At 62.2% G+C, this 26,570-nt stretch carries 25 protein-coding genes and 1 riboswitch; of the genes, 9 read left to right on the plus strand and 16 right to left on the minus strand.

Annotation, left to right across the window (positions count from 1 at the left end):
* Positions 1–84: 84 nt before the first annotated feature.
* The gene (locus tag AB8A50_RS22345) at positions 85–723 is read right to left on the minus strand and encodes a TetR family transcriptional regulator (RefSeq protein WP_439078926.1); all 639 of its coding nucleotides are present in this window, start codon (positions 721–723) and stop codon (positions 85–87) included.
* 90 nt (positions 724–813) lie between these two features.
* Here AB8A50_RS22345 and AB8A50_RS22350 point away from each other — a divergent pair, with 90 nt between their 5' ends.
* The gene (locus AB8A50_RS22350) at positions 814–1,476 is read left to right on the plus strand and encodes an O-methyltransferase (protein WP_439078927.1); all 663 of its coding nucleotides are present in this window, start codon (positions 814–816) and stop codon (positions 1,474–1,476) included.
* A gap of 85 nt (positions 1,477–1,561) precedes the next feature.
* Here AB8A50_RS22350 and argG read toward each other — a convergent pair whose 3' ends face one another.
* The 6 genes from argG to AB8A50_RS22380 all read right to left on the minus strand — a co-directional run bounded on the left by argG (position 1,562) and on the right by AB8A50_RS22380 (position 7,350).
* Positions 1,562–2,899: an argininosuccinate synthase gene (gene argG / locus AB8A50_RS22355; RefSeq protein ID WP_439078928.1), complete on the minus strand. Its 1,338-nt coding sequence runs from the start codon at positions 2,897–2,899 to the stop codon at positions 1,562–1,564.
* 84 nt (positions 2,900–2,983) lie between these two features.
* On the minus strand, positions 2,984–3,784 hold the full coding sequence (locus tag AB8A50_RS22360; protein WP_439078929.1) for a phosphatase PAP2 family protein: 801 nt from the start codon (positions 3,782–3,784) through the stop codon (positions 2,984–2,986).
* Positions 3,785–3,829: 45 nt separating this feature from the next.
* Entirely contained in the window at positions 3,830–4,306 is a 477-nt protein-coding gene (locus AB8A50_RS22365) for a hypothetical protein (RefSeq protein WP_439078930.1), read from the minus strand.
* 2 nt (positions 4,307–4,308) lie between these two features.
* Positions 4,309–5,487: a 23S rRNA (adenine(2503)-C(2))-methyltransferase RlmN gene (gene rlmN, locus AB8A50_RS22370; protein WP_089266898.1), complete on the minus strand. Its 1,179-nt coding sequence runs from the start codon at positions 5,485–5,487 to the stop codon at positions 4,309–4,311.
* 203 nt (positions 5,488–5,690) lie between these two features.
* A complete protein-coding gene (locus AB8A50_RS22375) occupies positions 5,691–6,308 on the minus strand; it encodes an invasion associated locus B family protein (RefSeq protein WP_439078931.1) in 618 nt (205 codons plus the stop codon).
* A 202-nt stretch (positions 6,309–6,510) separates the two neighbouring features.
* The gene (locus AB8A50_RS22380) at positions 6,511–7,350 is read right to left on the minus strand and encodes an SDR family oxidoreductase (protein WP_439078933.1); all 840 of its coding nucleotides are present in this window, start codon (positions 7,348–7,350) and stop codon (positions 6,511–6,513) included.
* A gap of 119 nt (positions 7,351–7,469) precedes the next feature.
* Between AB8A50_RS22380 and AB8A50_RS22385 the strand changes: the two genes are divergently transcribed.
* Positions 7,470–8,444 (plus strand): NADPH:quinone oxidoreductase family protein, encoded by a 975-nt coding sequence (locus AB8A50_RS22385; protein WP_439078934.1) that lies wholly within the window; start codon positions 7,470–7,472, stop codon positions 8,442–8,444.
* A 21-nt stretch (positions 8,445–8,465) separates the two neighbouring features.
* Here the strand turns inward: AB8A50_RS22385 and AB8A50_RS22390 are convergent, their stop codons facing one another.
* Together AB8A50_RS22390 and AB8A50_RS22395 are read right to left on the minus strand one after the other, a co-directional pair.
* A complete protein-coding gene (locus AB8A50_RS22390) occupies positions 8,466–8,849 on the minus strand; it encodes a YkvA family protein (protein ID WP_231078525.1) in 384 nt (127 codons plus the stop codon).
* A gap of 81 nt (positions 8,850–8,930) precedes the next feature.
* Complete coding sequence (locus AB8A50_RS22395) at positions 8,931–9,254, minus strand: 4a-hydroxytetrahydrobiopterin dehydratase (RefSeq protein ID WP_256461208.1); 324 nt, start codon at positions 9,252–9,254, stop codon at positions 8,931–8,933.
* 200 nt (positions 9,255–9,454) lie between these two features.
* Here AB8A50_RS22395 and AB8A50_RS22400 point away from each other — a divergent pair, with 200 nt between their 5' ends.
* Positions 9,455–10,873, plus strand: a complete 1,419-nt coding sequence (locus AB8A50_RS22400; RefSeq protein ID WP_089266522.1) for a TAXI family TRAP transporter solute-binding subunit — start codon at positions 9,455–9,457, stop codon at positions 10,871–10,873.
* Positions 10,874–10,933: 60 nt separating this feature from the next.
* Here the strand turns inward: AB8A50_RS22400 and AB8A50_RS22405 are convergent, their stop codons facing one another.
* Both AB8A50_RS22405 and AB8A50_RS22410 read right to left on the minus strand, forming a co-directional pair.
* Complete coding sequence (locus tag AB8A50_RS22405) at positions 10,934–12,382, minus strand: PepSY domain-containing protein (protein WP_439078935.1); 1,449 nt, start codon at positions 12,380–12,382, stop codon at positions 10,934–10,936.
* 2 nt (positions 12,383–12,384) lie between these two features.
* Complete coding sequence (locus AB8A50_RS22410; RefSeq protein WP_439078936.1) at positions 12,385–14,652, minus strand: TonB-dependent receptor; 2,268 nt, start codon at positions 14,650–14,652, stop codon at positions 12,385–12,387.
* Between the two features lie 106 nt (positions 14,653–14,758).
* A riboswitch (cobalamin riboswitch) is annotated at positions 14,759–14,950 on the minus strand.
* Between the two features lie 143 nt (positions 14,951–15,093).
* Between AB8A50_RS22410 and AB8A50_RS22415 the strand changes: the two genes are divergently transcribed.
* A complete protein-coding gene (locus tag AB8A50_RS22415) occupies positions 15,094–16,647 on the plus strand; it encodes an alkaline phosphatase D family protein (protein ID WP_439078937.1) in 1,554 nt (517 codons plus the stop codon).
* Between the two features lie 232 nt (positions 16,648–16,879).
* The gene (gene typA / locus AB8A50_RS22420) at positions 16,880–18,703 is read left to right on the plus strand and encodes a translational GTPase TypA (protein ID WP_089266528.1); all 1,824 of its coding nucleotides are present in this window, start codon (positions 16,880–16,882) and stop codon (positions 18,701–18,703) included.
* 193 nt (positions 18,704–18,896) lie between these two features.
* Here the strand turns inward: typA and maiA are convergent, their stop codons facing one another.
* Positions 18,897–19,562, minus strand: coding sequence for a maleylacetoacetate isomerase (maiA, locus tag AB8A50_RS22425; protein ID WP_439078938.1), 666 nt, complete (start codon positions 19,560–19,562; stop codon positions 18,897–18,899).
* A 93-nt stretch (positions 19,563–19,655) separates the two neighbouring features.
* Here maiA and AB8A50_RS22430 point away from each other — a divergent pair, with 93 nt between their 5' ends.
* Positions 19,656–20,909, plus strand: a complete 1,254-nt coding sequence (locus AB8A50_RS22430; protein WP_439078939.1) for a flavin monoamine oxidase family protein — start codon at positions 19,656–19,658, stop codon at positions 20,907–20,909.
* Between the two features lie 8 nt (positions 20,910–20,917).
* Here the strand turns inward: AB8A50_RS22430 and AB8A50_RS22435 are convergent, their stop codons facing one another.
* Together AB8A50_RS22435 and AB8A50_RS22440 are read right to left on the minus strand one after the other, a co-directional pair.
* The gene (locus AB8A50_RS22435) at positions 20,918–21,328 is read right to left on the minus strand and encodes a thiol-disulfide oxidoreductase DCC family protein (RefSeq protein WP_439078940.1); all 411 of its coding nucleotides are present in this window, start codon (positions 21,326–21,328) and stop codon (positions 20,918–20,920) included.
* A 34-nt stretch (positions 21,329–21,362) separates the two neighbouring features.
* Positions 21,363–22,247, minus strand: coding sequence for an alpha/beta hydrolase family protein (locus AB8A50_RS22440; protein WP_439078941.1), 885 nt, complete (start codon positions 22,245–22,247; stop codon positions 21,363–21,365).
* Between the two features lie 280 nt (positions 22,248–22,527).
* Between AB8A50_RS22440 and AB8A50_RS22445 the strand changes: the two genes are divergently transcribed.
* The 3 genes from AB8A50_RS22445 (at position 22,528) to AB8A50_RS22455 (ending at position 25,208) form a co-directional block, all read left to right on the plus strand.
* Positions 22,528–23,037, plus strand: a complete 510-nt coding sequence (locus AB8A50_RS22445) for a GNAT family N-acetyltransferase (protein WP_068737851.1) — start codon at positions 22,528–22,530, stop codon at positions 23,035–23,037.
* A gap of 103 nt (positions 23,038–23,140) precedes the next feature.
* On the plus strand, positions 23,141–23,695 hold the full coding sequence (gene ppa, locus AB8A50_RS22450) for an inorganic diphosphatase (RefSeq protein WP_439078943.1): 555 nt from the start codon (positions 23,141–23,143) through the stop codon (positions 23,693–23,695).
* 31 nt (positions 23,696–23,726) lie between these two features.
* A complete protein-coding gene (locus AB8A50_RS22455; protein WP_439078944.1) occupies positions 23,727–25,208 on the plus strand; it encodes a M20 family peptidase in 1,482 nt (493 codons plus the stop codon).
* Positions 25,209–25,330: 122 nt separating this feature from the next.
* Here AB8A50_RS22455 and folD read toward each other — a convergent pair whose 3' ends face one another.
* Positions 25,331–26,215 carry a bifunctional methylenetetrahydrofolate dehydrogenase/methenyltetrahydrofolate cyclohydrolase FolD gene (folD, locus tag AB8A50_RS22460; RefSeq protein WP_184512719.1) on the minus strand — a complete coding sequence of 295 codons (885 nt, stop codon included), beginning with the start codon at positions 26,213–26,215 and terminating at the stop codon, positions 25,331–25,333.
* The gene (locus AB8A50_RS22465) at positions 26,212–26,559 is read right to left on the minus strand and encodes a DUF167 domain-containing protein (protein WP_439078945.1); all 348 of its coding nucleotides are present in this window, start codon (positions 26,557–26,559) and stop codon (positions 26,212–26,214) included. Before AB8A50_RS22465 ends, folD begins: the two co-directional genes overlap by 4 nt.
* Positions 26,560–26,570: the final 11 nt, after the last annotated feature.

The raw sequence follows: 26,570 nt of genomic DNA on the forward strand, positions 1-26,570 counted from the left end.
GACTTAGGGCGCGGGCCTGCATTACGACAGTTGGATGACTGGCAGGTGACGTGCGGCCGTGCCAACGGAACGGAGGCGAAAATGCTAGGTCTCATAGCTCCCGGAGCTCTCCAGATAACTGCAAAGCATATCTGCCAGGCCTTCCGCAAAAAATTCGATCTCGGCCGCTGATCGCGGGCGGATGGAAAAGTCCTTTCCTACTCCGCTCAAGGTCGAGGTGATGACATCGACGACGAGCGATCTCCTCTCCTCGGTCGCCGCTGGCAGTGCATGCGCGATGAAGGACGCGAATGTGCGTCGTCCTGCCGCTTTGGCCTTGCGGGATTCCGGAGCATCCCGATAGAGCGGCGCCGCGCCATCGAGCGCATGGCGAATGTCGGCTTCGTCGCATTCCGATTTGATGAAGGCATGGACCAGTTTGCGGAGACGCGCAGATGGCGATGCACTTTCATCCTCCAGAATCTGGCGGAGCATGTCGTTGGTGTCTCGCCATTCGTCGCTCTGCAAACGAAACAGGATCGACGCCTTGTTCGGGAAGTATTGATACAGCGATCCGACGCTGACACCGGCCTTCTCCGCCACGCGCGCCGTGGTGAAGCGCTGAAATCCCTCTTTCGCCAAAACCTGAATAGCAGCCTCGAGAATGGCGCTGACCAGCTCTTCGGAGCGTGCCTGTTGCGGATGTTTTCTCGAATGAATTGAAGGGCTTGTGCGACGTGCCATCTGCCGCCTCCGCAATGCGATTAGCGAATGCGAATAAATATTCGTATTTGCAGGAGGGCGCAATCAAGCGTCTCTTTTGCAGGAAATATCATGACCACACTCACGACGGATCCCGTCGGCCCCCTTCTCAAGCGTCTGTTTGAAGAAGCGGATGCCGCACGGTCCCGCACCAGCCAGGCCGTCGCCGACCTGTCTGAGGACGATCGGCAGCGGATGATGCAGAGCAAGACCGACTATGTCGATCTCTACAGCCGGTTCAGGGACGTTCCGCTTGCCGTGTCGCCCGCGACCGGTGCGCTGCTTTACATGCTGGCGCGATCTACCTGTGCTCGATCAATCGTCGAATTCGGCACATCGTTCGGGATCTCGACGCTGCATATGGCGGCCGCGCTGAACGACAATGGCGGTGGTAAGCTGATCACGAGCGAATTCGAGCCCTCGAAGATCATCATCGCGCGGCAGAATCTCGCCGAAGGCGGCCTGATCGATCTCGTCGAATTTCGTGCAGGCGATGCGTTGCAGACGTTGCGTGCCGATCTGCCCGATAAGATTGATCTGCTGCTGCTCGATGGCGCCAAGGCGCTCTATCCGGAAGTGCTTGCGATCGTCGAAAGCCGTCTCCAGCCCGGCGCTTTCGTCATCGCTGATAATGCGGATTACAGCCCTGATTATCTCGCTTATGTCCGCGATCCCGCGAACGGCTACCTGTCGGTCCCGTTCGGTGATGACGTCGAACTGTCGATGCGCGCGTAGCGATGAAGGTGCCAGACCTAGACGCGAGAGTAGGATGGGTTTTGCTTACGCTCAACCAATCCTACGCGTCATAACGCCACGGTCGTCAGTTCTTGTCGTTGTCCAGCTTCGGAATGTTCGAACCCTCGCCGGCCGATAGCAGACCCGTCTTCGCATAGAGATCCAGCTTGGCGCGGGTGTCGGTGATGTCGAGATTGCGCATGGTGAGCTGGCCGATGCGGTCGGCTGGCGTAAACGGCGCATCCTCGACCTTCTCCATGCTGAGCCGCTCCGGCGCGTAGGTCAGGTTGGGGCTCTCGGTGTTCAGGATCGAGTAGTCATTGCCGCGGCGCAGTTCGAGCGTCACTTCGCCGGTGATCGCGCGCGCGACCCAGCGCTGCGCCGTCTCGCGCAGCATCAAGGCCTGGGAATCGAACCAGCGGCCCTGATAGAGCAGCCGCCCGAGCTTCATGCCGCTCATGCGATACTGCTCGATGGTGTCTTCGTTGTGGATGCCGGTCACGAGACGCTCATAGGCGATGTGCAGCAGCGCCATGCCTGGCGCCTCATAGATGCCGCGGCTCTTCGCCTCGATGATGCGGTTCTCGATCTGGTCGCTCATGCCGAGGCCATGGCGGCCGCCGATGACATTGGCCTCGAGGAACAGCGCGACAGGATCGGTGAAGGTCTGGCCGTTCAGCGCAACGGGCTGGCCATCGACGAACCGCACCACGACCTTCTCTGCCTTGACGGCGCAGTCGTCGCGCCAGAACGGTAGGCCCATGATCGGATTGACGATCTTGATGCCGCTGTCGAGCTGTTCGAGTTCCTTGGCTTCATGGGTGGCGCCGAGCAGGTTGCTGTCAGTCGAATACGCCTTCTCGGCGCTCATCTTGTAGGCGAAGCCGTGGGCGGTCATGAAGGCCGACATTTCGGCGCGGCCGCCCAGTTCGTCGATGAATTGATCGTCGAGCCAGGGCTTGTAGATCTTCAACTCCGGATTGGTCAGCAATCCGTAGCGGTAGAACCGCTCGATATCGTTGCCCTTATAGGTCGAGCCATCGCCCCAGATATTGACGCCGTCTTCCTTCATGGCCGAGACCAGCATCGTGCCGGTGACGGCGCGCCCGAGCGGCGTGGTGTTGAAATAGGCGATGCCGCCGGTCGAGACATGGAAGGCGCCGGATTGAATCGCGGCAATGCCTTCGTGAACGAGTTGCGAGCGGCAATCGACGAGGCGCGCCTTCTCGGCGCCGAACTCCATCGCCTTGCGCGGAATCTCGTCGTAGTCAGCTTCGTCAGGCTGGCCGAGATTGGCGGTGTAGGCGAAGACCTTGGCGCCCTTCTGCTTCATCCAGAGCAGCGCCGCTGACGTGTCGAGACCGCCGGAGAAAGCGATGCCGACGTTTTTGCCCTTGGGCAGGCTCTTCAAGATCGTGGTCATGGAACGTCCAATCGGGGCAATTTCTGCGGCCAGCGATAGCCCGGCCGGGCAAAGCGCGTCAACGCGGCATCCGCTTGAGGCCGCTCAATCGTGGTGCTGCTCGGTGATCCGGTTGACGAAAGACGGCTTTGGCTGCCGCCCGATCATGCGCAGCCGCCAGCGATAGCCGGGCCAGGCGATCCTGGTCAGCCAGCGATCGACGTCCTCATCCGTCATCCGGGTCGAGGGCCAGCGGTAAATCCACCCGTGAATCAACCAGATAACCAGGAACGACACGAGGCCCGCGATGGTCACGTCGGTAAAGAAATGGCCGCCGAAAGCCATCCGCCAGCCCGAGGTGGCGATTCCGAACACCGTCGCTGCCACATAGGCGTAGGGCCGCATCGAGGGCGGCGCGAGCGCGGCCGGAGCGTAGGTCCAGAACGCCGTGGCGCCCTCGCCCGAGAAGAACGAGCAGTTGCGCCCGCATTGGCCGGTTGGATCCCACCACGCCTTGAACTGCCAGGGCCCGTTGAATTCCGTCACCATCACCGGCCGCGGCCGGCTCCAGAAGGTCTTGAAGGTGAAATTGGTCAGGACCCCGGCCGACATCAGCATGGTGAGGATCAGGAAGGCCATGGTGCGGCCCTTCACCAGCAGCGGCCGGTTCGGCCAGATCAGCTTCACGATCAGCGCGAGGATTGAGGGGGCGACGAAAGCCCATGCGATCCACATCGCCGCATCGCGGGCGAACTGCGCATAGGGCAGCGACGTTGTCGGGAAACGCCTCGTCTCGGGGTCGTAGAACAGTGCCGCGAGCTTGAGGTCGAGTTCGGGCCAGACTCCGAAGATAATGGCAATGGCGGCAAACAGCCCAAGCGCGATGAGGAGTCCGGTCCGGTTCATGGCGGGCGGTTTAACCGAGGCAGGAGTTGAAGGAAAGGCAGTGCACTAGGGGCCGGCCGCGACATCGGGCTGCGGTGGCGTGCGCCGTGGCTGCCGCCAGGCGCCGGCGTTGCGGCCGGCGATCACCCAGTAGATCAGCCCCGCGATGATGCCCGCGCCGGTCATGACTTCGAGATGGCGGCGGACGATGCCGTCGAAACTCATCGTGGCAGGGTCGTAGGGGATCAGGCCGAGATAGCAGGCGAGCCCGACCGCCGCGCCGCCGAGCGCATAGATGATGACGCTGCGAATGTAGAAAGCCTCGGTAATAAGGACGACGAGCATCGCCGGAAGCAGCGCGAAGCCGCTGATGAAGATGAAGCCGAAGCCCAGCAGGATGTTGATCGTGTTAGGATCGATGACGCCGGTATCGAGCGTGGAGAGCTCCGGAAACAGGATCGAGAACACCACGATCGCGCCGCCGACGAGACAGGCGGCGCAGAAGCCGAGAAAGATGACGAACAGGCGGCCGATCAGCGCCATTGTCAGTCCGTCATCGCCATCGCGCGCAAAGCCTGACGCTCACGCGCCGACAGTTTCTCGGTCTCCGACTTCAACTGGCCGCAAGCGGCGAGAATGTCGCGGCCGCGCGGCGTGCGCACCGGCGAGGAATAGCCGGCATTGAAGATATATTCGGAGAACTTCTCGATCTGGTCCCAGTCGGAACATTCGTAGCGCGTGCCGGGCCACGGATTGAACGGGATCAGATTGATCTTGGCATGGATGCCCTTGAGCATCTTGACCAGCAGCTTGGCGTCCTCGAGCGAGTCGTTGACGCCTTTCAGCATCACATATTCGAAAGTGATGCGCCGTGCGTTGGACGCGCCGGGATAATCGCGGCAGGCCTGCATCAGCTGTTCGAGTGGATATTTCTTGTTGAGCGGCACCAGCTCGTTGCGCAGCTCATCGCGTACTGCATGCAGCGAGATCGCCAGCATCACGCCGATCTCGTCGCCGGTGCGCTTGATGTTCGGCACCACGCCGGAGGTCGACAAAGTGATACGCCGTCGCGAAATGCCGATGCCTTCATTGTCCGACACAATCAGCAGCGCGTCGCGCACCGCATCGAAATTGTAGAGCGGCTCGCCCATGCCCATCATCACGATATTGGTGACGCGGCGGTTGCCGTCTGGCGTTTCCCTGTCGGCCCAGTCGTTGAGGCGGTCGCGGGCAACCATGATCTGGCCGACGATTTCGCCGGCCGTCAGGTTGCGCACCAGCCGCTGGGTACCGGTGTGGCAGAACGAGCAGTTCAGGGTGCAGCCGACCTGCGACGAGACGCAGAGCGTGCCGCGGTCGGTTTCGGGGATATAGACGCACTCGACCTCGTGGGCCTTCTCGCCGGCGGTACCTGAAGGCAGCCGCAGCAGCCATTTCCGGGTGCCGTCATTGGAGATCTGCTCGACCACGACCTCGGGCCGTGCCACCGTGAAATGCTTCTCGAGGTCTTCGCGCATGCCTTTGGAAATACTGGACATTTCGGCGAAGGTCTGGACGCCCCGGACATACATCCAGTGCCAGATCTGTTGCGTCCGCATCTTGCGCTGGGCCGGCGCCACGCCGATGGAACCGAGCTTTTCCGCGATTTCCGTGCGCGACAGGCCGATCAGGGACGGCTTGGCCAGCGGCACATAGGTCTCGGTGGCGATCTTCTCCAGCGGCATCTCGCCCGCGGGCAATGCGCGGGAAGCATCGATGGCGGAGCCGGCCTCGGCTGAAACGGGGGTCATGGCGTTCGATCTATGATGTCGCGGGAAATCAGGCCTTAAACAGGCCGACCTCAAATAAGCTTTTCGCGCCAGAATGAAAAGGCGCGAAATGCGGCAATATTAACGGCGACAAGGATTTAGCCGGTGTTTGGCGGCAATTACCGCCGGCAATCCTGCGCCAACCGGTCCAGCGCCTGGGCCAGGCCCTTCAGCGAAAACGTGTCGGTGGTCTCGGTGCCCTTGGCGGAGACGCCCTTCACGGTCACGTCGGCCGCCTTGCGCAGGGCTTCCACCATGCGCTCTTCTTCGGCGGCATTCTTGATCCAGAGCCCGTCGCCCTGCGTATACATCGCATAGCGCGCGCCGCCGACTTCCAGCATGGACTCGGAGCCCGGCTTCAACTGATAGCCGATCATGATCGAGACTTCGTTGGTCACCTTCTCGGCCGGGCGGGTCGAGACGAAGGCGTAAGCGGGATCGCGCGGGCGGTTCGCCGGATTGGTCTTTGACGACGCCGGCTTGGCCAGAGCAAAGCAGACTTTCTTGCCGTTCGGTGTCGCGGTGTAGGCGCCCCACGAGCCGAACTGTCCGACCAGCGTGGGCTCGGCGCCACCCGCTGCAGCAGGCGCCGCGGCTGCTGGCTTTGCCGGTGTGGGCGCTGCCTTCGGTGCGGCGGCCTTGCCTTTCGATGCAGCGCTCTGCGCCTGCGCAAGATCGGAGATACCGACCATCGCTATACTCATCGACACAACTGTCAGGAATCGCCGCACGGACATCAAGTCTCGATCCTCTATCATTGTGACTGGAAGATGGCTCGCAACAAGACGGCTTTACCAAGACGATCTGGAATCGCTGACGTCACGATGTCTGCCATATCCGCAAATCGCTTTCTTGAAAAGGCAGACGCGACTCCCGCAAGGATAGCAGTCCTTGCCTTGCTGCGCGCTGACGGCGCAGGAGTCATCCTCAGTTTTCTGCTCAGTTTTTTGCACGCGCCGCACGCTGCGCTGCCCACTGCGCATCGCTCCACTGCAGCAGATCCTCTGCGCCAGATGCGCGCAGGTGTGCGCCCCCATCCTGCACCACCATCTCGCCATTGATATAGCCGGCCTGATCGGAAATCAGGAAGCTTGCGAGATTTGCGAGCTCGCTGTGTTCGCCGACGCGGCCGAGCGGGTTCTGCGCCGCAGGGCCGCTGTCGCGTCCCTCGGGCCGCAGCTGCCCGGTCGCGCCGGTGGTGGGGAACGGGCCGGGCGCGATCGCGACGGTGCGGATGCCTCTGGGTCCCCACTCCACCGCGAGCGACTTCGTCATTGCAAGGATTCCAGATTTGGCCATCGCCGATGGCACCGTGAAGGCGCGTCCGGTGATCGTGGATGTCGAGAGGATGCTCAGCACGACGCCCTTGTGGTGTCCTGTGATCCAGCGCCGTCCGGCTTCAAGGGTGCAATACATGGCGCCGTGCAGCGTCGGTGCGAGGATCGCATCGGCGGCGCGGGCAGAGAGGTGCTCGCTCTGTGCGATGAAGGTGGCCGCGGCATTGTTGACGAGGACGTCGAGTGGCCCGTCGCGCCAGATTGTCTCCATCATCGCCTCGACCGCCGCTGCGTCACGAATGTCGCATCGTGCGACGCTCACCTTGCCGCCGAAATCTGCACGCAATTGCGCGGCAATTTGTTCGAGCAATTCAAGTCTGCGGCCGCAAATGATGAGCTCGGCACCCAGTTCTCCGAAGCGGCGACTCATGGACGCACCGAGGCCGGAACCGCCGCCGGTGACCAGAATGCGCTTGTTGGCGAGCAGCGTTGTCTCGAACATGGGACGGTTCCTCGGTTGGCCGCGTGGCGGAATTACCTTTTCTCGAATCAGATTGTAGCGCGCCGTCAAATCCGGCATGACTCCCTTCAACTGTCTCAAGCCGAAGGTCAGATGATCAGATGAAAGCCATTCTCTGCTCGCAATTCTGCGAACCCGATGATCTCGTTCTCGCCGATATCGATGATCCCGTTGCCGGTGACGGTCAGGTCGTTATCGCCATCAAGGCGGCGGCGCTGAATTTCTTCGACATCCTGATGATCCAGGGCAAATACCAGATCAAGCCGCCGTTCCCGTTCTCGCCGGCTGCGGAAGTCGCTGGTGTGATTGAGAGCATCGGCAGCGGCGTGACCGGCTTCAAGGTTGGTGACCGTGTGGTCGCATCTGTGGGCCACAATGGCGCCCGTGAAAAGATCGCGGTGCCTGCGGCATCCGCCGTGAAGATTCCCGACAATCTCGATTTCGATCGCGCCGCCGGCGTGATCATCACTTACGGCACGGCGCTGCATGCGCTGGAAGACCGTGCCAGCCCGAAGCCCGGCGAGACGCTGGCCGTGCTCGGCGCCGCGGGCGGCACTGGGCTCGCGGCCTGCGAACTCGGCAAGCTCTTGGGTCTCAAGGTCATCGCCTGCGCATCGTCGGACGAGAAGCTGGAATTCGCCAAGAAGCACGGCGCGGATATTGGGCTGAACTACGCGACCGAAGATCTGAAGGAAGGCCTGAAGAAGTTGACCGATGGCCGTGGCGTCGACATCATCTTCGATCCGGTGGGCGGCAAATATGCCGAAGCCTCTCTGCGCGCTATCGCTTGGGAAGGCCGCTTCCTGGTGATCGGCTTCGCCGCCGGCGACATTCCGAAGATGCCGCTTAATCTAGCGCTGCTGAAGGGCTGCGACATCCGCGGCGTGTTCTGGGGCGCCTGGGTACGGCAGAATCCCGAAAAGAACCGCGCCAACCTGGAAAAGCTGGTGAAGTGGGCCGCCGAAGGGAAGATCTCATCCCATGTCGACAGGACTTTCCCATTAGCCAAGACAGCCGATGCGTTGAAGGTACTGGCGGGCCGTCAGGCCATGGGCAAAGTGATCCTTCATCCATAAACTGAATGAGGCGGACGCGGATTACGCGTCCGTTTCACCCTTCGCCAATCCACGTGCGATGGCCGCTCTGGCGGCTTCGCGGTGGTCCGCGTTGATGTGGCTCGCCACCATGCGCAAGGCGGTGGCCAGCACCGCGGCATCATCAGTGAATCCCAGAACGGGCAGCATGTCCGGCACGAAATCGAATGGCAGCACGAAATACGCGATGGCGCCGAGCAGCGCCGCCTGGACATGGCGCGGTGTCTGCCGGTCGAAGGCGCAGTAGTAAGCCGCCAGCAAGTCTTCGGCGAAAGGCAGTTTGACCGCCAGTCGCTTGAGCTTGTGCCAGAACTGCTTGCGCACGCTTTCGCGGTCTTTGGCCAGTTCATCGGCTGGCTCGAAGCCCACGCTGTGGTCGGTTGCCATCGGCAATGTCCTCGCGGCTGCAGTTTGCAGCCTTTCCGGTAAATGGTGATCCGGCTCCGGCGTCGCAACATTCAGCAACGCTCAGGAGTGGCCGAGTTGCCCGGCGATGGTATTCATGGCCCTGGCCAGATCGACATCGCGCTTGGTGACGCCATCGGCGTCGTGGGTGGAGAGTACTACCTCCACTGTCTTGTAAACATTGCGCCATTCCGGGTGGTGGTCGCTCTTCTCGGCGACCAGGGCGACCCGCGCCATGAAGCCGAAGGCCTCGTTGAAATCCTTGAACGTAAAGGTCCGGGCGATGGCATCGCGCCCGGAAACCTCGCTCCAGCCCGAGAGCTCCTTGAGCGCCGCCTTGCGGGCCTCGGCCGAGAGTCGTTCCACCATGCCAACCTCCTGCTTCACTTGAACTTTACTCTAACGCCCGGTGACACAGTTGGGATCCATGCCACAATAAGGCAGCAAATGCCGCGCATGCAGGAAAGTAATCAAGCCCGTCGGTAACCATGCTGCCGGTGGAACGGCGCGTCGACCCGAAACTTTGCTATATCGTCGCTCGAACCCATTTGGCGCAGATGAATTTGAAGCGATTGTTTTCCAGATCCATGGCAGACGGTCCCGATGTTATCGGGCCGATAGGGCCGCCGTCACCGCGGTCGATCCGGCGCAAGATGACGCTGATCACGCTGGCCGGGACGTTGGCGATCGTCGCAGCCGTGGCAGGCGCTTACTACTTCGCCATGAAGCCGGTACCGCTGCGGATCGCCGTCGGTCCGCCGAACAGCGACGACGTGAAGGTTGTGCAGGCGCTGGTGCAGTCGTTCTCGCGCGATCACTATACGGTTCGTTTGCGGCCGATCCTCACCGAAGGCGCCACGGCCAGCGCCAAGGCGCTCGCGGATGGCAAGGCCGATCTCGCGATCATCCGCGGCGATCTCGAAGTGCCAAAGAATGCGCGCGCCGTCGCCACGCTGCGTAAGAACGTTGCTGTGATCTGGGTGCCGCCGGCCGCCAAGGGCAAGAAGTCCGGCCCGAAGATCACCAAATTCTCGCAACTCGCCGGCCGCCGCGTCGGCGTGATCGGCAAGACGCAGGCCAACGTCAACCTGCTCAACATCATCCTGCGGCAATACGGCGTCGATCCCGCCAAGGTCACCATCGTGCAGTTCTCGACCACCGAAGTGGCCGAGGCGGTGAAGGACCAGAAGGTCGATGCGTTCATTGCGGCCGGTCCGGTGAACAGCAAGATCACCAATGATGCGATCCAGGCCTCGAGCCGCGATGGCACGCCGACTTTCCTCGCGATCGATTCGGCCGAAGCCATCGCGCAGAACTTCCCGATGTATGAATCATCGGAAATTCCCGCAGGCGCATTCGGCGGCGCGCCGGCGCGGCCGGACGACGACGTCAAGACCATCAGCTTTTCGCATCACATCGTGGCACGGCAGAGCCTGTCTGATGTGACCATCGCCGCCTTCACGCGGCAGCTGTTTGCGATCCGTCAGCAGATCATCAACGACTTCCCGCTGGCGGCGAAGATCGAGACGCCGGATACCGATAAGGATGCGGTGATCCCCGTGCATCCCGGCGCGGCCGCCTATGTGGATGGTGAAGAAAAGACCTTCCTCGATCGCTATAGCGATTACATCTGGTGGAGCCTGATGGGGCTCTCGGCGATGGGCTCGATCGGCGCCTGGTTCGCGAGCTATCTGAAGAAGGACGAGCGCAACGTGAATGTGTCAGAGCGCGATCGTCTGCTCGACATGATTGCCGCCGCGCGCAAGAGCGAGTCCCTCGAAGAGCTCGATACGATGCAGGCGGAAGCCGACGATATTCTGCGTCATACGCTGAATTGCTACGAGCATGGTGCCATCGAGGAAGGCACGCTGACAGCCTTCAATATTGCGCTCGAGCAATTCCACAACGCCGTCGCCGACCGCAAGGCGCTGATCGGCATGATCCCGCCGGAGCCGATGAATCCGCCGGAGCAATTGCGTCAGCCGCCGCGGCCGCTCGCGGTCTAGAGTCTTTCGTTTTGACGCGTTTTCTTCACGCGAACCGGGACCACTTCGCTCGAAAACGCTTTAGCGCTTGAGATAGCGCCAGCCGATCACGACGCCGCTCGCCGAGACGATGGTGCCGAGAATCGACAGCAGCCACACCACGATGTCCCAGGCCGGGCGATACATCAACAACAGCTGAAAATCGAAACTGTGCAGCGCATTGAACAGCCAGCGATAGGTACGCCGGCTTGAGTCGACGCGGCCGAGAATGTCGCCGGTGACCGGGCTGATGTGAAACCAGGTTTGCGCGTCGTCATCGAATTTGGCGCGTAACACCGGCAATTCGCGGTCATTGTGGTGCGCGTACCAATAAGCGTCGTATTTTCCGAGGGTTATCTGGCGTTCGAGGTGCGAATCCGGAAGCAGTTTTATTGCGGCGTTCCAGAGGCGGTCTTGCGGCAGTCTTGCGATTTCGCCGCTTGTCGGATTGATCGCCATCTTCGTGCCGTCGCGCTTCGCGACGATCATCAGCGGCATGCCGTTGATCCATACGAAGCGCGCTTCGACCGCGGGCTTATCCGCCGGTGCGCGAATGGTTGCAGCGATGGTCGGCGCATCGTGGCCGGCATAGCGCTGCAATACCTCACGTGGCGTATTGCGGTCGGCAAAAACGCGGCCGGGATCGAGCGACAGCCAGCCCGAGAACATCCAGGTCAGCACGAAGAGGCCGGCGATCAGTCCGGTGACGTGATGCCATGCCATCCAGCCGCGATAGGGCGTGATGTTGCCGTTCGCATAACGTCGCTTCAGACGAACGCGCAGAATGCCGATCCAGATTCCGGTAACGCCGACGATCAAACAGATGCCGGAGATCCAAAGCACCACGAGCCGCCACAGCGGGCCGTCCTTGCGCAACACGGTCGGATAGATCCAGTGCGGGATCGAGCCGAGCCAGTTCCAGACGCGCTCCGTACGGTTGGTATCGAGTGCGATCTCGCCGGAGCGCGAGGAGACGTAGAGTTTGGTGCCGGCGTCGTCGCCGAGTGTAATCAGATACAATGGCCGCAGCGGATCGTAGCGCGCGGTGACACTCCATTGATCGCGATCGACGGTCTCTTCGAGCTGAGGCAACTTGCTGGCGGGATGATGCCGTGCGACTGCAAGTGCCTGAAGTTCGTTGATCTCGGTGATGGTACGGCCATCGACGGCGGAGATGGTTTGCCGTTTGCCGTCCCAGCCAGCCAACCGATACACGGGCTCGTCGGCAACCATGTTCAATCGCAATTCGCGCGGATAGCGCGTGGCACCGGCAGCCTTCATCGCCTCGTCGGGAGAGAGCGCCACCTTCTCCCAGACGATATCGGGCAATGCCGCCAGCCGCTCTTTATCGGAGAGGCCGGGAAACGCGACATACATCATCACCACGCCGGAGATGAACCACATCGCGAAGAAGAGACATGTGACGATGCCGACCCAGCGGTGGCCGATATACAGCCACCGCCGGAGAGTGCGTGTCAGCTTGCGTGACAAGCTCAGAACTTCACGTTGACGGCGAGTTGAGCGGTGCGTGGCATGCCGAGCATCCACTGATTGTCGCTGTAGCTCGACGTCGCGTAGATCTTGTCGAACAGGTTGTAAACGCGCAGCGACACCGTGGTGTTGACGTCCGGCTTCCATTGCAGGCCGGCATTCACAACTGTGTAGCTCGGCATTTCCAGCGTATTCGCGTTGTCTGCATAGGTCTTGCCGACAATCTGCACGCCGGCATTGGCCGACCAGTTTGGCGCAAAGCCCCATGTTGCCCAGATATTGGAGACGTTCTGCGGGACATTGATCGGGACGTTGCCGGCAAAATTCACGCCGCTGGCCTGCAGGAAGTCGTCATACTTTGCGCGCAGGAGCGCGGTGTTGGCATCGATGCGCCAGCCGTATTCGAGCACGAGACCGATCGAGGCCTCGACACCGCGCGACGACTGCTGGCCGACCTGCTGAACCGCTCCGCCGCTACCCGGAACCGCTGCGAGCAGATTGTTCTTCACGATCTCATAGGCAGCGAGCGTCCACTCGCCGCGGCCGCCCCAGAACGACTGCTTGACGCCGATCTCGGCCTGTTTGCCGGTCGCGAGGTCAAACTTCGCATTGGCGTTACTCGCCGAGATCAAGCCGCCGATGGTATCGACCGCCGTCGAATACTGGCCATAGAAAGCAAGGTTCTGAATCGGCGTATAGACGACGCCGGCGCGCCACGAGGTCGCCGAATAGTCCCGGGTGTAGCTGTTGGCGGGGGTGCGATAGTCGGTTCGTTCGACGGTCGGTTGGTCCTGGCGGACGCCGGCGATTAGCGACAGCTGCTCAGTCACAGCCAATCGATTCTCTGCGAAGAACGCGTATTGATTGGCGACGCTCTTGAAGCCCGGAACAGTTGGGTCGGGGCTACTGAACAGGCCGGGATCGAAATTATACGGATTGACCGATGAGGACCCGCTAAACGGCGAATTGTTGGTATGCTTGAAGTCGATGCGGTTAACGTCGAAGCCCGCCACGAAGGTGTTGACCATGCCGAACAGATGGCCCTCGAAGGTGGCGTCCATGCGGTCGCCGATCTGCTGCTGCTGGTGGAAGATCTCGAGATAATCGCCGCGATCGATCAGGCCGGTGCCGGAATTGAAGCCGTAGATCTCGACCTCCTTCCAGTGGCGCTTCGCATACATGTAATAGAGCGTGTTGCGCAGGGTGATGCCGTCGGCCACCTGCCACTCGGTCTTCACCTGGCTCCAACTGTCCTGATAGCGGATGTTGCTGTCGCTGACATTGTAGTTCTTGAAGCGGATCGCCTCATTGAGCTGGCCGTTAATCAGCGGCGTGCCGAAATATTTTGATGGATGGCGGTCGCCATAGTCGGTGGAGAGCGTCCAGGTGATGTCCTCGGTCTGCTTGATCTGCACGGCGGCGTGCAGCGCGATGTTCGAGGTGTTGTCGCGATCGACCCAACCATCGGACGCGTTGCCGGTGACGGCGATACGATAGGCGACGTCCTTGCTGACCGGGCCGCCGCTATCGAGAGCGATGCGGCGCGTCATGTTGCTGTCCAGAGAGATTTCGGCCTGGTTGCGTGGCACCCAGAGCGGCAGTTTCGAAATCACGTTGATAGCGCCGCCGATGGCGCCTTCGCCATACATGACGGAGGCGGGGCCGCGCAGCACTTCGATCTTCTCGGCGGTCCAGGTGTCGAAGGGGAAGTTCACCGTGCCGGAGCCGACATAGAGGCGCGTGCCGTCATAGAGCGACGTGACAGAGCCGCTGCCGGCGAAGCCGCGGGTGCTGAAAGCGATGCCGCCATTGCCGGGTTCACCGATGGCCGTAAAGCCGGTGGCATTCTGCGTGACGGCATCGACCACGTTCTGCTGGCCGCGCTCGGCCATGGTTTCCGCCGAGATCACCTCGACGCTGGCCGGCGTCTGCAGGCGCGTCAGGCCGAGGCGGCTCCCCGTCGATGTCGTGCCGGTGAGGTTGAGCGTCGGCGCTGCGAAGACGGGGCCTGTCGGCGTGGCGACCGGCGCGCCGGTATTGGCGGCGACATTGCGCTGCTGCCGCGGGCGCGTAGCGCGCGATGCATTGCCGTTCGTGGCGCGGCGTGCGCGCTGAGGCGTCGCTGACGGCTGAACGACAACAGGATCGAGCGTCTGGCTCGACTGTGAGGTTTGCGACCAGCTTTCGCTCGGACACAACAAGCAGGAGAGAGCAACAGAATAAAGAAAGGGAGTATGTCGCTTCAATGCGACGGGAGAAACGGAGGTCATGAACAGGACTCGCGGTTACGTGGCACGTCACCGCAAACCAAGTCGCCCCGCCGCTTTCAAACAGGCAGTGTGACTTCCACCAGGACACCCCGCCCAATGTGCTCGCGTGTGACCACGACTGGCGGCAGGTCTCCTGGCTCGCGGGTCAATGCCTGTCGCCGCCTTCCCAGGTGAACACCCAGTGGCTCTTGGCGCGGGCTCGCCGCTTACAGTTGCGGGGGCAGCCGCGGAATCGGGGGATCCCCCTCACCGCATTCCCTTTTGATCCCCGAAGGGAACCGTCACGTTCACGTTAAGGTGAAATTTCCAAATGTGTCAATCAAGCTGCCAGTCATTCGCAGCTTGCTTTGGCGGGTGTTGATATTGCGCATCACCTGTCATCGCAGCGTCAAGCGATCTGCCTAGAGCCACTGGTGCCAGAGCCAGGATCAGGAGTTCGCCATGGCACTACGTTTATCCCGTCGTCGCTTCCTCGCGCACTCAGCCGCAGCAGGCGCCAGCTTCCTGGCGATGCCTTACCTCAGCCGCGCGGCGGATCGTCCGGTCGTGTCGCATGGCGTGCAGTCCGGCGATGTCGGGACGAGCAGCGGCATGATCTGGTCGCGCGCGGATCGGCCGGCGCAGATGATGGTGGAAGTCGCCACGACTGAATCCTTCAGCAATGCGCGCATGTTGCCGGCTATCACGGCGCTGCCCGAGAGCGATTTCACGGCGAAGCTGCTGCTCGATAATCTGCCGGCCGGGCAGGACATCTTCTACCGCGTCAAATTCCGCGATCTGTCGCATACCGACATCGTCGGCGAGCCGGTCATCGGTCGCTTCCGCACCGCGCCAGCGGATCGCCGCGATGTGTCCTTTGTTTGGGGCGGCGATGTCGCCGGGCAGGGTTGGGGCATCAATGCCGAGGACGGCGGCATGGTCACCTTCGCCACCATGCGCAAGCACAATCCGGATTTCCTGATCCATTCCGGCGACACGATTTACGCCGATGGGCCGATCCTGCCCGAAGCAAAATTGCCGGATGGCACGATCTGGAAAAACACCATCACGGTGCCGGAAAAGGCGAAGGTCGCCGAGACGCTCGATGAATTCCGTGCCGCGCACAAATACAATCTACTCGACGACAATGTCCGCGCATTCAATGCGCAGGTGCCGATCTTCGGCCAGTGGGACGATCATGAAGTCACCAACAACTGGTCGCTCTCGAAGCAGTTGCCGTCGTCTTACAAGGAGCGCGACATCACGCTGCTGGCGGCGCGCGGTGCGCGTGCCTTTCACGAGATGTATCCGATCTCGGTCAATCCGAACGAGCCTGGCCGCGTCTATCGCACGCTCAATTACGGCCCGCATCTCGATGTCTTCATGCTGGACGAGCGCAGCTATCGCGGGCCCAACGGCCCGAACCTGCAGGAGAGCTATGGTCCCGATGCGTATTTCATCGGCCCGGAGCAGATGGCCTGGCTGAAGCGCGCATTGATGGCCTCGAAGGCGACCTGGAAGGTCATCGCCTCGGATATGCCGATCGGCCTCGTCGTCTATGACAACGCTGCCGACAAAACCGGGTCTGAGGCCATTGCGCAGGGCGACGGGCCAGTGCGGGGCCGCGAGCTGGAAATTGCCGATATCCTGCGCTTCATCAAATCGGCCGGTATCCGCAACACGGTCTGGCTGACCGCCGACGTGCATTACACGGCGGCGCATTACTACAATCCGAAGAAGGCCCAGTTTCAGGATTTCGAGCCGTTCTGGGAGTTCGTCTCCGGGCCGTTCCACGCCGGAACCTTCGGCCCGGCGGCGCTCGACAATACCTTCGGTCCCGAGGTCCGTTTCGTGAAGGCGCCGGGGCCCGATAAGCAGAATTTGCCCCCGTCGGCCGGCATGCAGTTCTTCGGTCACGTCAAAATCGACGGCCAAAGCGGCCAAATGACCGTTACCCTGCGGGATCGGGCCGATATGGCCCTTTGGGCCACGGTTCTGGACCCGAAATTGGGCTAACCATTTGGCAGATTCGCATTGTTTTTCGGCGATTTCCCCCTATATTGCGCCGCAACGCGTCCGAGTACCCGGCCCCTTCTGGCCGGGTTTGCTTTTGGAGGGATTGCCCCAGCGCGTTTTCAGACGAGGCAGTTATCGAACGCGCTCGAGCGCAAGGCATAAGCCTTTTGTTGTCGAGCATGTCTTGTTGAACCCGCTCAAGGGCACCCAGACCGTAACCAGAAGAAGACCTATGAACCTTCGCAACATTGCTATCATCGCCCACGTTGACCACGGCAAAACCACTCTCGTGGACAAGCTGCTGCAGCAGTCGGGCACGTATCGCGACAATCAGCGCGTCCAGGAACGCGCGATGGATTCGAACGACATCGAAAAAGAGCGCGGCATCACCATTCTCGCCAAGTGCACCTCGGTGCTGTGGGATGAAGTCCAGATCAACATCGTCGACACCCCGGGCCACGCTGACTTCGGCGGCGAAGTCGAACGCATCCTGTCGATGGTCGATGGCGTGATTGTGCTCGTCGACGCCGCTGAAGGCCCGATGCCGCAGACCAAGTTCGTGGTCGGCAAGGCGCTGAAGCTCGGCCTCAAGCCGATCGTCGCGATCAACAAGGTCGACCGTCAGGACGCCCGCATCACCGAAGTCGTCAACGAAGTGTTCGACCTGTTCGCAGCGCTCGACGCCACCGACGACCAGCTCGATTTCCCGATTCTGTACGGATCGGGCCGCAACGGCTGGATGGCCGACAGCCCGGACGCGTCGCATGATGTCGGCATGAAGCCGCTGTTCGATCTCGTCATCAAGCATGTCGCGCCGCCGGTGGTTGAAGAAGGTGCGTTCCGCATGCTCGGAACCATCCTGGAAGCCAACCCCTATCTCGGTCGCATCATCACCGGTCGCATCTCGGCTGGTTCGGTGAAGCCGAACCAGGCCGTCAAGGTGCTGTCGCGTGACGGCAAGGTCGTCGAAACCGGCCGTATCACCAAGATCCTGGCCTTCCGCGGCCTTGAGCGCCAGCCGGTGGAACTCGCCGAAGCCGGCGACATCGTTGCCATCGCCGGCCTGCCGAAGGGCACTGTCGCCGATACCTTCTGCGATCCGTCGGTTGAAATTCCAATCCAGGCGCAGCCGATCGATCCGCCGACCGTGTCGATGTCTTTCATCGTCAACAACTCGCCGCTCGCCGGCACCGAAGGCGACAAGGTCACCAGCCGCCTGATCCGCGACCGCCTGCTGCGCGAAGCCGAAGGCAATGTCGCGCTCAAGGTCGTCGAATCCGCCGACCGTGACGCGATGGAAGTGTCGGGCCGCGGCGAATTGCAGCTCGCGATCCTGATCGAGAACATGCGCCGCGAAGGCTTCGAACTGTCGGTGTCGCGTCCACGCGTGGTTCTCACCAAGGACGAGAACGGCAACACGCTGGAGCCGGTCGAAGAAGTCGTCATCGACGTGGATGAGGAATTCTCCGGCGTGGTCGTTCAGAAGATGAGCGAACGCAAGGCCGAGATGATCGAGATGCGTCCGTCGGGCGGCAACCGCCTGCGTCTGGTGTTCTACGCGCCGACCCGCGGCCTGATCGGCTATCAGGGCGAACTCATGACCGATACCAAGGGTACCGCGATCATGAACCGCCTGTTCCACGACTACCTGCCCTACAAGGGCGAGATCGCCGGCCGCCGTAATGGCGTGCTGATCTCCAACGACCAGGGTGAAGCGGTGGCCTATGCCATGTTCAAGCTGGAAGATCGCGGCCCGATGATGATCGAGCCCGGCTGGAAGGTCTACAAGGGCATGATCATCGGCGAGCACACCCGCGAGAACGATCTCGAACTCAACGTTCTCAAGGGCAAGCAGCTCTCCAACATCCGCACCACGTCGAAGGACGAAGCGGTGCGTTTGACGCCGCCGATCCGCATGACCCTTGAAAAGGCGCTGGCCTATATCGAGAGCGACGAGCTGGTCGAGATCACCCCGAAGTCAATCCGCCTGCGCAAGAAGCATCTCGATGCCAACGACCGCAAGCGCGCCGAAAAGACCAAGGAAGTGATCGCGTAAGCGAGAGTATTCTTTGACTGGTTACGAAATGCCCGGCGAAAGCCGGGCATTTTTTGTTTGGGTGATGCCTTCACTCCGCCCCTCATGGTGAGGAGGCGCGTAGCGCCGTCTCGAACCATGAGTTGGTGTCGCGCCGATGCTTGTGGCCATCCTTCGAGACGCCACTGCTCGGCTCCTCAGGATGAGGGCGGAGTCAATTTGCCGGCGCTCCCACCTGCTTCAACGGATCGGCCTTCGCAAACGCCTCCATCGCCTCGCAGGTGGCGACGATGCGGTCGATGGTCGGGATGCCTGCAATCTCGATCTTCAGCACCTTCATGGTCGCGGTGATGCTGAGCAGGCAGATGTCGGCGATGGTCACCTCGTCGCCATGACAGAAGCGGCCGGTGGCGGGCTCGCTGGCGAGGCGATTCTCCACGGCGACGAGGCCCGTGGTGAACCAGTGCACCAGCCAGGCGCGAACTGCGGCATCGTCAAAGCCGGCGGTGATGGCGAGATATTTCCGCACACGCGGCGTAATGAGCGGGTGGGTGTCGGCGGCCAGCATCGCGGCGATCGAGCGCACCCGTGCGCGGCCGTGTGGATCGCTCGGCAGCAGCGGCGGGGTCGGATGGATCTCGTCGAGGAATTCCAGGATCGCCAGCGACTGCGTCAGCGGCAGGTGGCCGGGCTCGATCAGGGCCGGAATCGCGCCGAGCGGATTGATCTTGAGGAACGCGTCGCCGCGCTGCTCGCCCTTGTCGAGGTCGATCACGCGCTCGTGCGCTTCCAATCCCTTCAGGTTGAGCGCCACGCGGACGCGATAGGTCGCGGACGTCCGCCAGAAGCCGTAGAGTTCGAAATCGTGTGGGGCTGTCATGCATCTTCTCCGAGGGCAGCGGTGGCTTGAATAATTCAAGCAAGCCTTTATCCCGTTGTCACCCGTTTCCCATCCGCTGTGAATACCGACGCGATGACCAGACTGCCTTCCGAAGTAGATGTCGCCATCATCGGAGCCGGCGCTGCCGGCCTCGGCGCCGCGCGTATGCTGGAAGGTTCCGGGCTCTCCATGATTGTGCTGGAAGCGCGGGACCGGATCGGCGGCCGCGCCCATACGATCATGGCGGCCCCCGGCATTCCGTTCGATCTGGGCTGTGAATGGCTGCACTCCGCCGACAAGAATGACTTCGTCGGCATCGCGAAAGAGCTCGGCTTCGCCGTCGACAAGTCGCGCCCGCCGTGGCGCGATCAGGCTTATGACGTCGCCTTCTCAAAGGCGAAGCGCGATGAGTTCTTCGCCGCGATCGACGCGTTCTATGAGCGCGCCGAGGAGGCCGCAGAAAACGAGATCGATGCGCCGGCGGCGACATGCCTTGAGCCCGGCAATCCATGGAATCCGATGATCGATGCGGTCTCGACCTATATCAACGGTTTCGAGCTCAAGGATGTGTCGCTGCACGACATGGATGCCTATGAGGACACGGACATCAACTGGCGCCTGCCCGATGGCTATGGCGCGCTGATTGCGGCCTATGGCGCGCCGTGTCCGGTGGCGCTGAACACCGAAGTCACTGTTATCGATCATTCCAGTGCGCGCATCCGCATCGAGACGTCGCGCGGCACGCTCAGCGCGGCGAAAGTCATCGTGTGCGTGCCGACCAATCTTATCGCCAATGAAAATATCCGCTTCACGCCGCCGTTGACCAGCAAGGTCGAGGCCGCCGCGGGCCTGCCGCTCGGTGCCGACAACAAGGCAATGCTGGCGCTCTCCGATGCGGAGAAGTGGCCGTCCGATATCGGGTTGCGCGGCGCCGCCCTGCGCACCGGTGTCGGCAGTTTTCACCTGCGCCCGTCCGGCCGCCCCTGCATCGCCGGCTTCTTCGGGGGCAGTTTCGCACGCGAACTGGAAGACGCCGGTGAGGGCGCGCTCGCTACGCAAAGCATCGACGAGATCGTGGCGCTGCTCGGCTCGGATATCCGCAGCAAGCTCACCCCGCTCGCGGAATCCCGCTGGTGCCACGACCGCTTTGCGCAAGGCGCCTATTCGGCGGCGAAGCCCGGCCATGCCGATGCCCGCGCGGTCCTCGCGGCGCCGGTGGATGGCAGGCTGTTCTTTGCCGGCGAAGCGACATCGCCGAATTTCTTCTCGACGGCGCATGGGGCGCGGGAGAGTGGCGAGCGGGCGGCGAAGGAAGTGCTGGCCACAGGCAACCAGAGCAAAGCGTAGACGCTCGCTTACTCCATCACCCTTGCCCTCATCGCCGCATCCGGCACGATACACGCCTCGGTCTTTCCGAAGATGCGATAGCGGTTCGTTGCGATCAGGCTGTAGACCGGATTGCGCAGCGCCTTCGGCACCGCGAACAGCACGCGCACCCACTGCCAGCCGGGCAGCGTCGACAACACCGTCAGCGCCGCATCGGATCTGACATAAGCCACGCCGCCATGGATCACCGCATTGGTGTCGGGATCGGCGGGATCGATGCCGAAATGGCGGGCGAGGCGGCTGCCATAGTCGGACTGGATCGGGGTGAAGCGAAAGCGGTGATCGGTGTCGCGTTTGGCGACGAACTGGATCCAGCGCGAGCAGAAGATACAGACGCCGTCATAAAGGATGACATTGTCATCGGGCCAGGGCTCGGTCACTGCACTGTCCATTCCGGTTGCGCAGGTTTGCGCGTCATCGCTTCCTCGCCGTGATGGCCTTCAACGCCTTGTCCAGCGTGGCGCCATAGATGTCGTTACCGCCGTCGCTCTCCGCAAGCCAGTGGCCTTCGCTCTGGAAGTCCGGCAGCTCGTGGACATCGACCCTGGCGCCACCCTTGCGAAACGCATCGGCGAGCTGGCGTGACAAGTCCGGCGAAAAATAGCTGTCATTGCGCGCGACGAGCCAGATCACAGGCACGTGCGCCGTCTTGCCGAAGGCTGTGGCAGCGGCGATCAGGCGCTGCGGCGCGCAGACGTCATTCGGCCTGTCATTGGCATGGCCGCCGCGTCCTGGGGCAAAGGCAATGATCGCTCTGACGCCTTGCGGATTGGCGCCGGCCATGGCGAGCGCGCCCCAGCCGCCCGCGGAATGGCCGACGACGATCGTGCCGTCGCTGCGAATGAAGGGTTGTTTGCGAATGTCAGTCATCGCTGCGGCGATACTATCCGCCGTGGCGCGGCCGGCGCCGAGATAGTCGGCATTGTCGCAGCCGCCCTGGTCTTCCAGATAGCGTCCGCCGGTCGCGCCATGGCCGGGGCGCTCGGGCACCAGCACGGCGTAGCCACGCCCAACGAACCAGGAGGCCAGTGCGCGATATTCCGGTTGCGGCATCTGCGCGCGGCGCAGCGCATTCTGCGTGGTGGCATGCGCAATGACAGCGAGCGGGAACGGGCCATTGCCGGGTGGGCGGAATAGCACCGCGCGGGAACTGGTATTTGGATCGGGCGACGCTACCGACCAGACCTGCCGGCGATGCGGCGCTTCTTCCGGGGCCTGCGCGCCTGATGTCTGGGCTGCGAGAGTAGCGGCGCTTCCGAGCAATGCAGCCAGCAGGCAAAGCGCTTGGACGTGTTTCATGAGCGCTCAGGGACTTTCGTGCGGACGCAATGCCTGTCGAACTCTACACGCCGCGAATCACATCGATGCAGTTGTGCACATCGATACGCGTGTGCAACTGCGACACGACTCGCGCGATACGTGCCAGCAGTGGAAAACATGGCGTTCGGCGCGCATTGGATGCAGCTCTGTCCTTTTTCGATACAACTCTTTCGGTAAACTGATGCTGAAAATCCACACGTTAACCGATAATTAACGATGGACCTTGAAGAGCGCCCGCCGACTTGCTTTGATCCCCTCCATGAGCACAACCCTGATCGAGGTTCGGCCGGCCAAAGCTGCGGATGCAGCCGCGGTGGCGTCCACCCATGACGAAGCCTGGCGCGCGGCCTATCAAGGTCTCATCCCGGGCCCCGAATTGGAAAAGCTGATCAATCGCCGCGGTCCCGGCTGGTGGGATTCGGCGATCCGCAAGGGCAGCCGCGTCAGCGTTTTGTGCTTCGGTGACAAGGTCGCCGGCTACGCCAATTACGGTCGCAACCGCGCCCGCAGCCTGCAGTTCGAAGGCGAGATCTACGAACTTTACCTGCGTCCGGAATTCCAGGGCCTCGGCTTCGGCCGCCGCCTGTTCGCCTCCGCCAAGCGCGACCTCGTGCAGAGCGGGCTGAAGAGCATGGTGATCTGGGCGCTGTCGGACAATGAGGGCGCGACGGAGTTCTACCGCGCTCTGGGCGGTCGCATGGTGGCCCGCTCCTCGGAGCGTTTCGGCGCAAAATCGCTCGATAAAGTGGCATTCGCCTGGACGAATTAAGCCATTAAGCCGGTTCATGATTTTCTGGTCTCGCAGGCGTTGAATCCGGGCTCCCGCTCGGCTACGCCTGTCGCAACCTGTCCTACGAAATCTGGAGTGTTTGATGCGTCTTGACGCAATCCCGCTCGGCGCCAAGGCGCCGCATGAAGTGAACGTTGTGATCGAGGTCCAGGTGGGCGGCGAGCCCATCAAATACGAGATGGACAAGGAATCCGGCGCGCTGTTCGTCGATCGCTTCCTCTACACGCCGATGCGCTATCCCGGGAATTACGGCTTCATCCCGCACACGCTGTCGGGCGACGGCGATCCCTGCGACGTGCTGATCGCCAATACCCGCGCCATCGTGCCGGGCGCGGTGATGGCTTGCCGTCCTGTCGGCGTGCTGCTGATGGAAGACGAAGGCGGCCAGGACGAGAAGATCATTGCGGTGCCGACCTCGAAGCTCACCCAGCGCTACGACAAGGTGAAGAACTACAGCGACCTGCCCGAGATCACGCTGCAGCAGATCCAGCATTTCTTCGAGCACTACAAGGACCTCGAGCCCGGCAAGTGGGTCAAGGTGGTGCGCTGGGGTGACGCTGCCGATGCGCAGCGGCTGATCCAGGAAGGGATCGAGCGCGCGAAATCTGCAAAAGAATCGGCCGCCAAGACCAAGTAACAGAGACCGGCGTAGCAGAAGGGGACTTCCGATGCGCCGATGGATCAAACTGCTCCGAACGGCCGCGCTGATTGTCATCGCGGCCGTTCTGCTGCTTGCAGGCATCGTTCTCGTCAAGACGTTCACCGGGGGATCGCGGCAGCTTCAGGTGACCGCCGCGGCAAAGGCGCCGGTTGATGAGCAGGCAGCCGCAGAGCGCCTTGCAGAGGCGATCCGCTTTCCGACCATCTCCAATTTTCTCAATCCCGATCAGGCTGCCGAACCGCTGCGTGCGATGCAGGCGCATCTGGTGGCGAGCTTTCCGGCTTTCCATGCGGCGGCGAAGCGCGAAGTCGTCGGCAATTACAGTCTGCTCTACACATGGGAAGGCAGCGATCCTGCTTTGAAGCCGATCGCGCTGCTGGCGCATCAGGACGTCGTGCCGGTCGCACCGGGCACCGAGAAAGACTGGCAGCAACCGCCGTTCAAGGGCGTCGTCGCCGATGGCTTCATCTGGGGCCGTGGCTCCTGGGACGACAAGGGTAATTTGTATTCAATCCTCGAGGCCGCCGAGGTGATGGCGAAGCAGGGTTTCCGCCCCAAGCGCACCATCTATTTCGCCTTCGGCCATGACGAGGAAGTCTCCGGCACCCGCGGCGCAAGGGCGATCGCTGCGCTGCTGAAATCGCGTGGCGTGAAGCTCGATTTCGTACTCGATGAAGGCCTGCTGATCACCGAGGGCATCCTCAAAGGCCTCGATAAGCCGATGGCGCTGATCGGCGTGGCCGAGAAGGGTTATGCGACGCTGGTGCTGACCGCGCATGGCACGCCCGGTCATTCGTCGATGCCGCCGCGCGAAACCGCCATCGGCATGATGAGCGCGGCGCTGACCCAGCTCGAAAACAAGCGCCTGCCGATGCAGATCCGCGGCACCGTCGGCGAGATGTTCGACACCATCGCGCCGGAAATGAACGGCTTCAACCGCGTGGTGCTGTCCAATCTGTGGCTGTTCAAGCCGCTGCTGTTGCGCGAATTCGAGAAGAGCGGCCCGACCGAAGCGACGGTGCGGACGACCACGGCGCTGACGATCTTCAAGGCCGGCGAGCAGGACAATGTGTTGCCGGGCAATGCCGAGGCGACGGTGAATTTCCGGCTATTGCCCGGCGACACCCAGGCCAGCGTCACCGAACATGTGCGCAGCGCGGTCAGCAACGACAGGATTTCGATCGCGCCGTTCCCCGGCAATACCGATCCGCCTCCCGTGACCGGCACGGCCAGCGCGTCCTATCGCGCGCTCAATCAGACCATTCGCGAGATTTTCCCGGATGCGCTGGTGGCGCCGGGCCTAATGGTCGCGGCAACGGACTCGCGGCACTACACGGACGTCACCGACAACATCTTCCGCTTCTCGCCGGTGCGCGCGACATCGGAAGACCTCAAGCGCTTTCACGGCACCAACGAACGGCTGAGCGTCGCGAATTACGCCGACATGATCCGGTTCTATCGACGGTTGATCGAGAATACGGCGAAGTAAGAGTTCTGCGTCGACCCCTCAGCCGTCATTGCGAGCGCAGCGAAGCAATTCAGAAAGCCAAGAACTGGATTGCTTCGTCGCAAGGCTCCTCGCAATGACGTGGATGGGCCGGAGCGAGCGCTTTAAACCGCCGGCGCCGGCAGCTTGTGAATCGCACAGGCCGCGCGCAGCGTGTTCACCAGCAGGCAGGCGACTGTCATCTGGCCGACGCCGCCGGGCACCGGCGTGATCGCGCCGGCGGTCTTCAGTGCTTCCTGATAGGCGACGTCACCGACGAGGCGCGTCTTCCCCTCTGCACCAGGCAGGCGATTGATGCCGACATCGATCACGGTGGCGCCGGGCTTGATCCAGTCGCCGCGCACCATTTCAGGGCGGCCCACTGCCGCATAGACCAGATCCGCTTGCGCGCAGAGCTTGGCGAGATCGCGCGACTTCGAATGCGCGATGGTCACGGTGGCGTTTTCGTTGAGCAGCAATTGCACCAAGGGACGGCCGACCAGATTGGAGCGGCCGATCACGATGGCATTCATGCCTTCCAGTGATTTGTGCACGCTCTTGGTCAGGATGATGCAGCCGAGCGGCGTGCAGGGCGACAGTGCGGGCATGCCGCTGGCAAGGCGTCCGGCATTGGTCGGGTGCAGGCCATCGACATCCTTGGCCGGATCGATGGCATTGACGACGGCGTCCGTATCGAGCCCCTTCGGCAGCGGCAATTGCACGAGGATGCCGTGCACGGTCGGATCGGCATTCAGCTTCTGCACCAGCGCGATCAGATCGGCCTGTGCGACGTCAGCGGGCAGCTTGTGTTCGAAGGAGGCCATGCCGGCTTCCTGGGTCTGCTTGTGCTTGCTACGCACATAGACCTCGCTGGCGGGATCGCTGCCGACCAGCACCACGGCGAGGCCAGGCGTCACGCCATGTTCGGCTTTGACGCGCGCGACTTCAGCGGCGACGCGGCCACGCAACTCAGCGGCAATGATCTTTCCATCGATGATGCTGGCGGTCATGTGTCGTTCCTGTCGTCTGTGTCGTCGGGCATTGCTGCAGTGATACTGCGCAGCATCGCGCCCAGTTTTGTCGGGTCGCCATCGACCGCGATCTGTTTGACGCGCGATGTGGTGCCGGACAGCACGCGCACATCGCGCTTCGGCACGCCGAGCTGCTTGGCAAGCAGTTCGGTCACGGCGCGGTTCGCCTCGCCGCCCTCGGCGATGGCACGAACCCGCACCTTCACTACCGAACGGCCATTGGCCATCGTCTCGATCCCGTCGATATCGTCTCGGCCACCCCGCGGCGTCACGCGAACGGCGATGCTGACACCGTCAGTCGCGTAGCGCCAGGGATCTGCCACGAACCCGGCCG

The sequence above is a fragment of the Tardiphaga sp. 841_E9_N1_2 genome, assembly GCF_051811065.1.
GTDB lineage: Bacteria > Pseudomonadota > Alphaproteobacteria > Rhizobiales > Xanthobacteraceae > Tardiphaga > Tardiphaga robiniae.

Bases quoted from the DNA above. Each gene is read 5' to 3' on its own strand.
- AB8A50_RS22345 (WP_439078926.1), bottom strand. From the start codon at position 723: ATGGCACGTCGCACAAGCCCTTCAATTCATTCGAGAAAACATCCGCAA.
- AB8A50_RS22350 (WP_439078927.1), top strand. From the start codon at position 814: ATGACCACACTCACGACGGATCCCGTCGGCCCCCTTCTCAAGCGTCTG.
- argG (WP_439078928.1), bottom strand. From the start codon at position 2,899: ATGACCACGATCTTGAAGAGCCTGCCCAAGGGCAAAAACGTCGGCATC.
- AB8A50_RS22360 (WP_439078929.1), bottom strand. From the start codon at position 3,784: ATGAACCGGACCGGACTCCTCATCGCGCTTGGGCTGTTTGCCGCCATT.
- AB8A50_RS22365 (WP_439078930.1), bottom strand. From the start codon at position 4,306: ATGGCGCTGATCGGCCGCCTGTTCGTCATCTTTCTCGGCTTCTGCGCC.
- rlmN (WP_089266898.1), bottom strand. From the start codon at position 5,487: ATGCCGCTGGAGAAGATCGCCACCGAGACCTATGTGCCGCTGGCCAAG.
- AB8A50_RS22375 (WP_439078931.1), bottom strand. From the start codon at position 6,308: ATGTCCGTGCGGCGATTCCTGACAGTTGTGTCGATGAGTATAGCGATG.
- AB8A50_RS22380 (WP_439078933.1), bottom strand. From the start codon at position 7,350: ATGTTCGAGACAACGCTGCTCGCCAACAAGCGCATTCTGGTCACCGGC.
- AB8A50_RS22385 (WP_439078934.1), top strand. From the start codon at position 7,470: ATGAAAGCCATTCTCTGCTCGCAATTCTGCGAACCCGATGATCTCGTT.
- AB8A50_RS22390 (WP_231078525.1), bottom strand. From the start codon at position 8,849: ATGGCAACCGACCACAGCGTGGGCTTCGAGCCAGCCGATGAACTGGCC.
- AB8A50_RS22400 (WP_089266522.1), top strand. From the start codon at position 9,455: ATGGCAGACGGTCCCGATGTTATCGGGCCGATAGGGCCGCCGTCACCG.
- AB8A50_RS22410 (WP_439078936.1), bottom strand. From the start codon at position 14,652: ATGACCTCCGTTTCTCCCGTCGCATTGAAGCGACATACTCCCTTTCTT.
- AB8A50_RS22415 (WP_439078937.1), top strand. From the start codon at position 15,094: ATGGCACTACGTTTATCCCGTCGTCGCTTCCTCGCGCACTCAGCCGCA.
- typA (WP_089266528.1), top strand. From the start codon at position 16,880: ATGAACCTTCGCAACATTGCTATCATCGCCCACGTTGACCACGGCAAA.
- maiA (WP_439078938.1), bottom strand. From the start codon at position 19,562: ATGACAGCCCCACACGATTTCGAACTCTACGGCTTCTGGCGGACGTCC.
- AB8A50_RS22430 (WP_439078939.1), top strand. From the start codon at position 19,656: ATGACCAGACTGCCTTCCGAAGTAGATGTCGCCATCATCGGAGCCGGC.
- AB8A50_RS22440 (WP_439078941.1), bottom strand. From the start codon at position 22,247: ATGAAACACGTCCAAGCGCTTTGCCTGCTGGCTGCATTGCTCGGAAGC.
- AB8A50_RS22445 (WP_068737851.1), top strand. From the start codon at position 22,528: ATGAGCACAACCCTGATCGAGGTTCGGCCGGCCAAAGCTGCGGATGCA.
- ppa (WP_439078943.1), top strand. From the start codon at position 23,141: ATGCGTCTTGACGCAATCCCGCTCGGCGCCAAGGCGCCGCATGAAGTG.
- AB8A50_RS22455 (WP_439078944.1), top strand. From the start codon at position 23,727: ATGCGCCGATGGATCAAACTGCTCCGAACGGCCGCGCTGATTGTCATC.
- folD (WP_184512719.1), bottom strand. From the start codon at position 26,215: ATGACCGCCAGCATCATCGATGGAAAGATCATTGCCGCTGAGTTGCGT.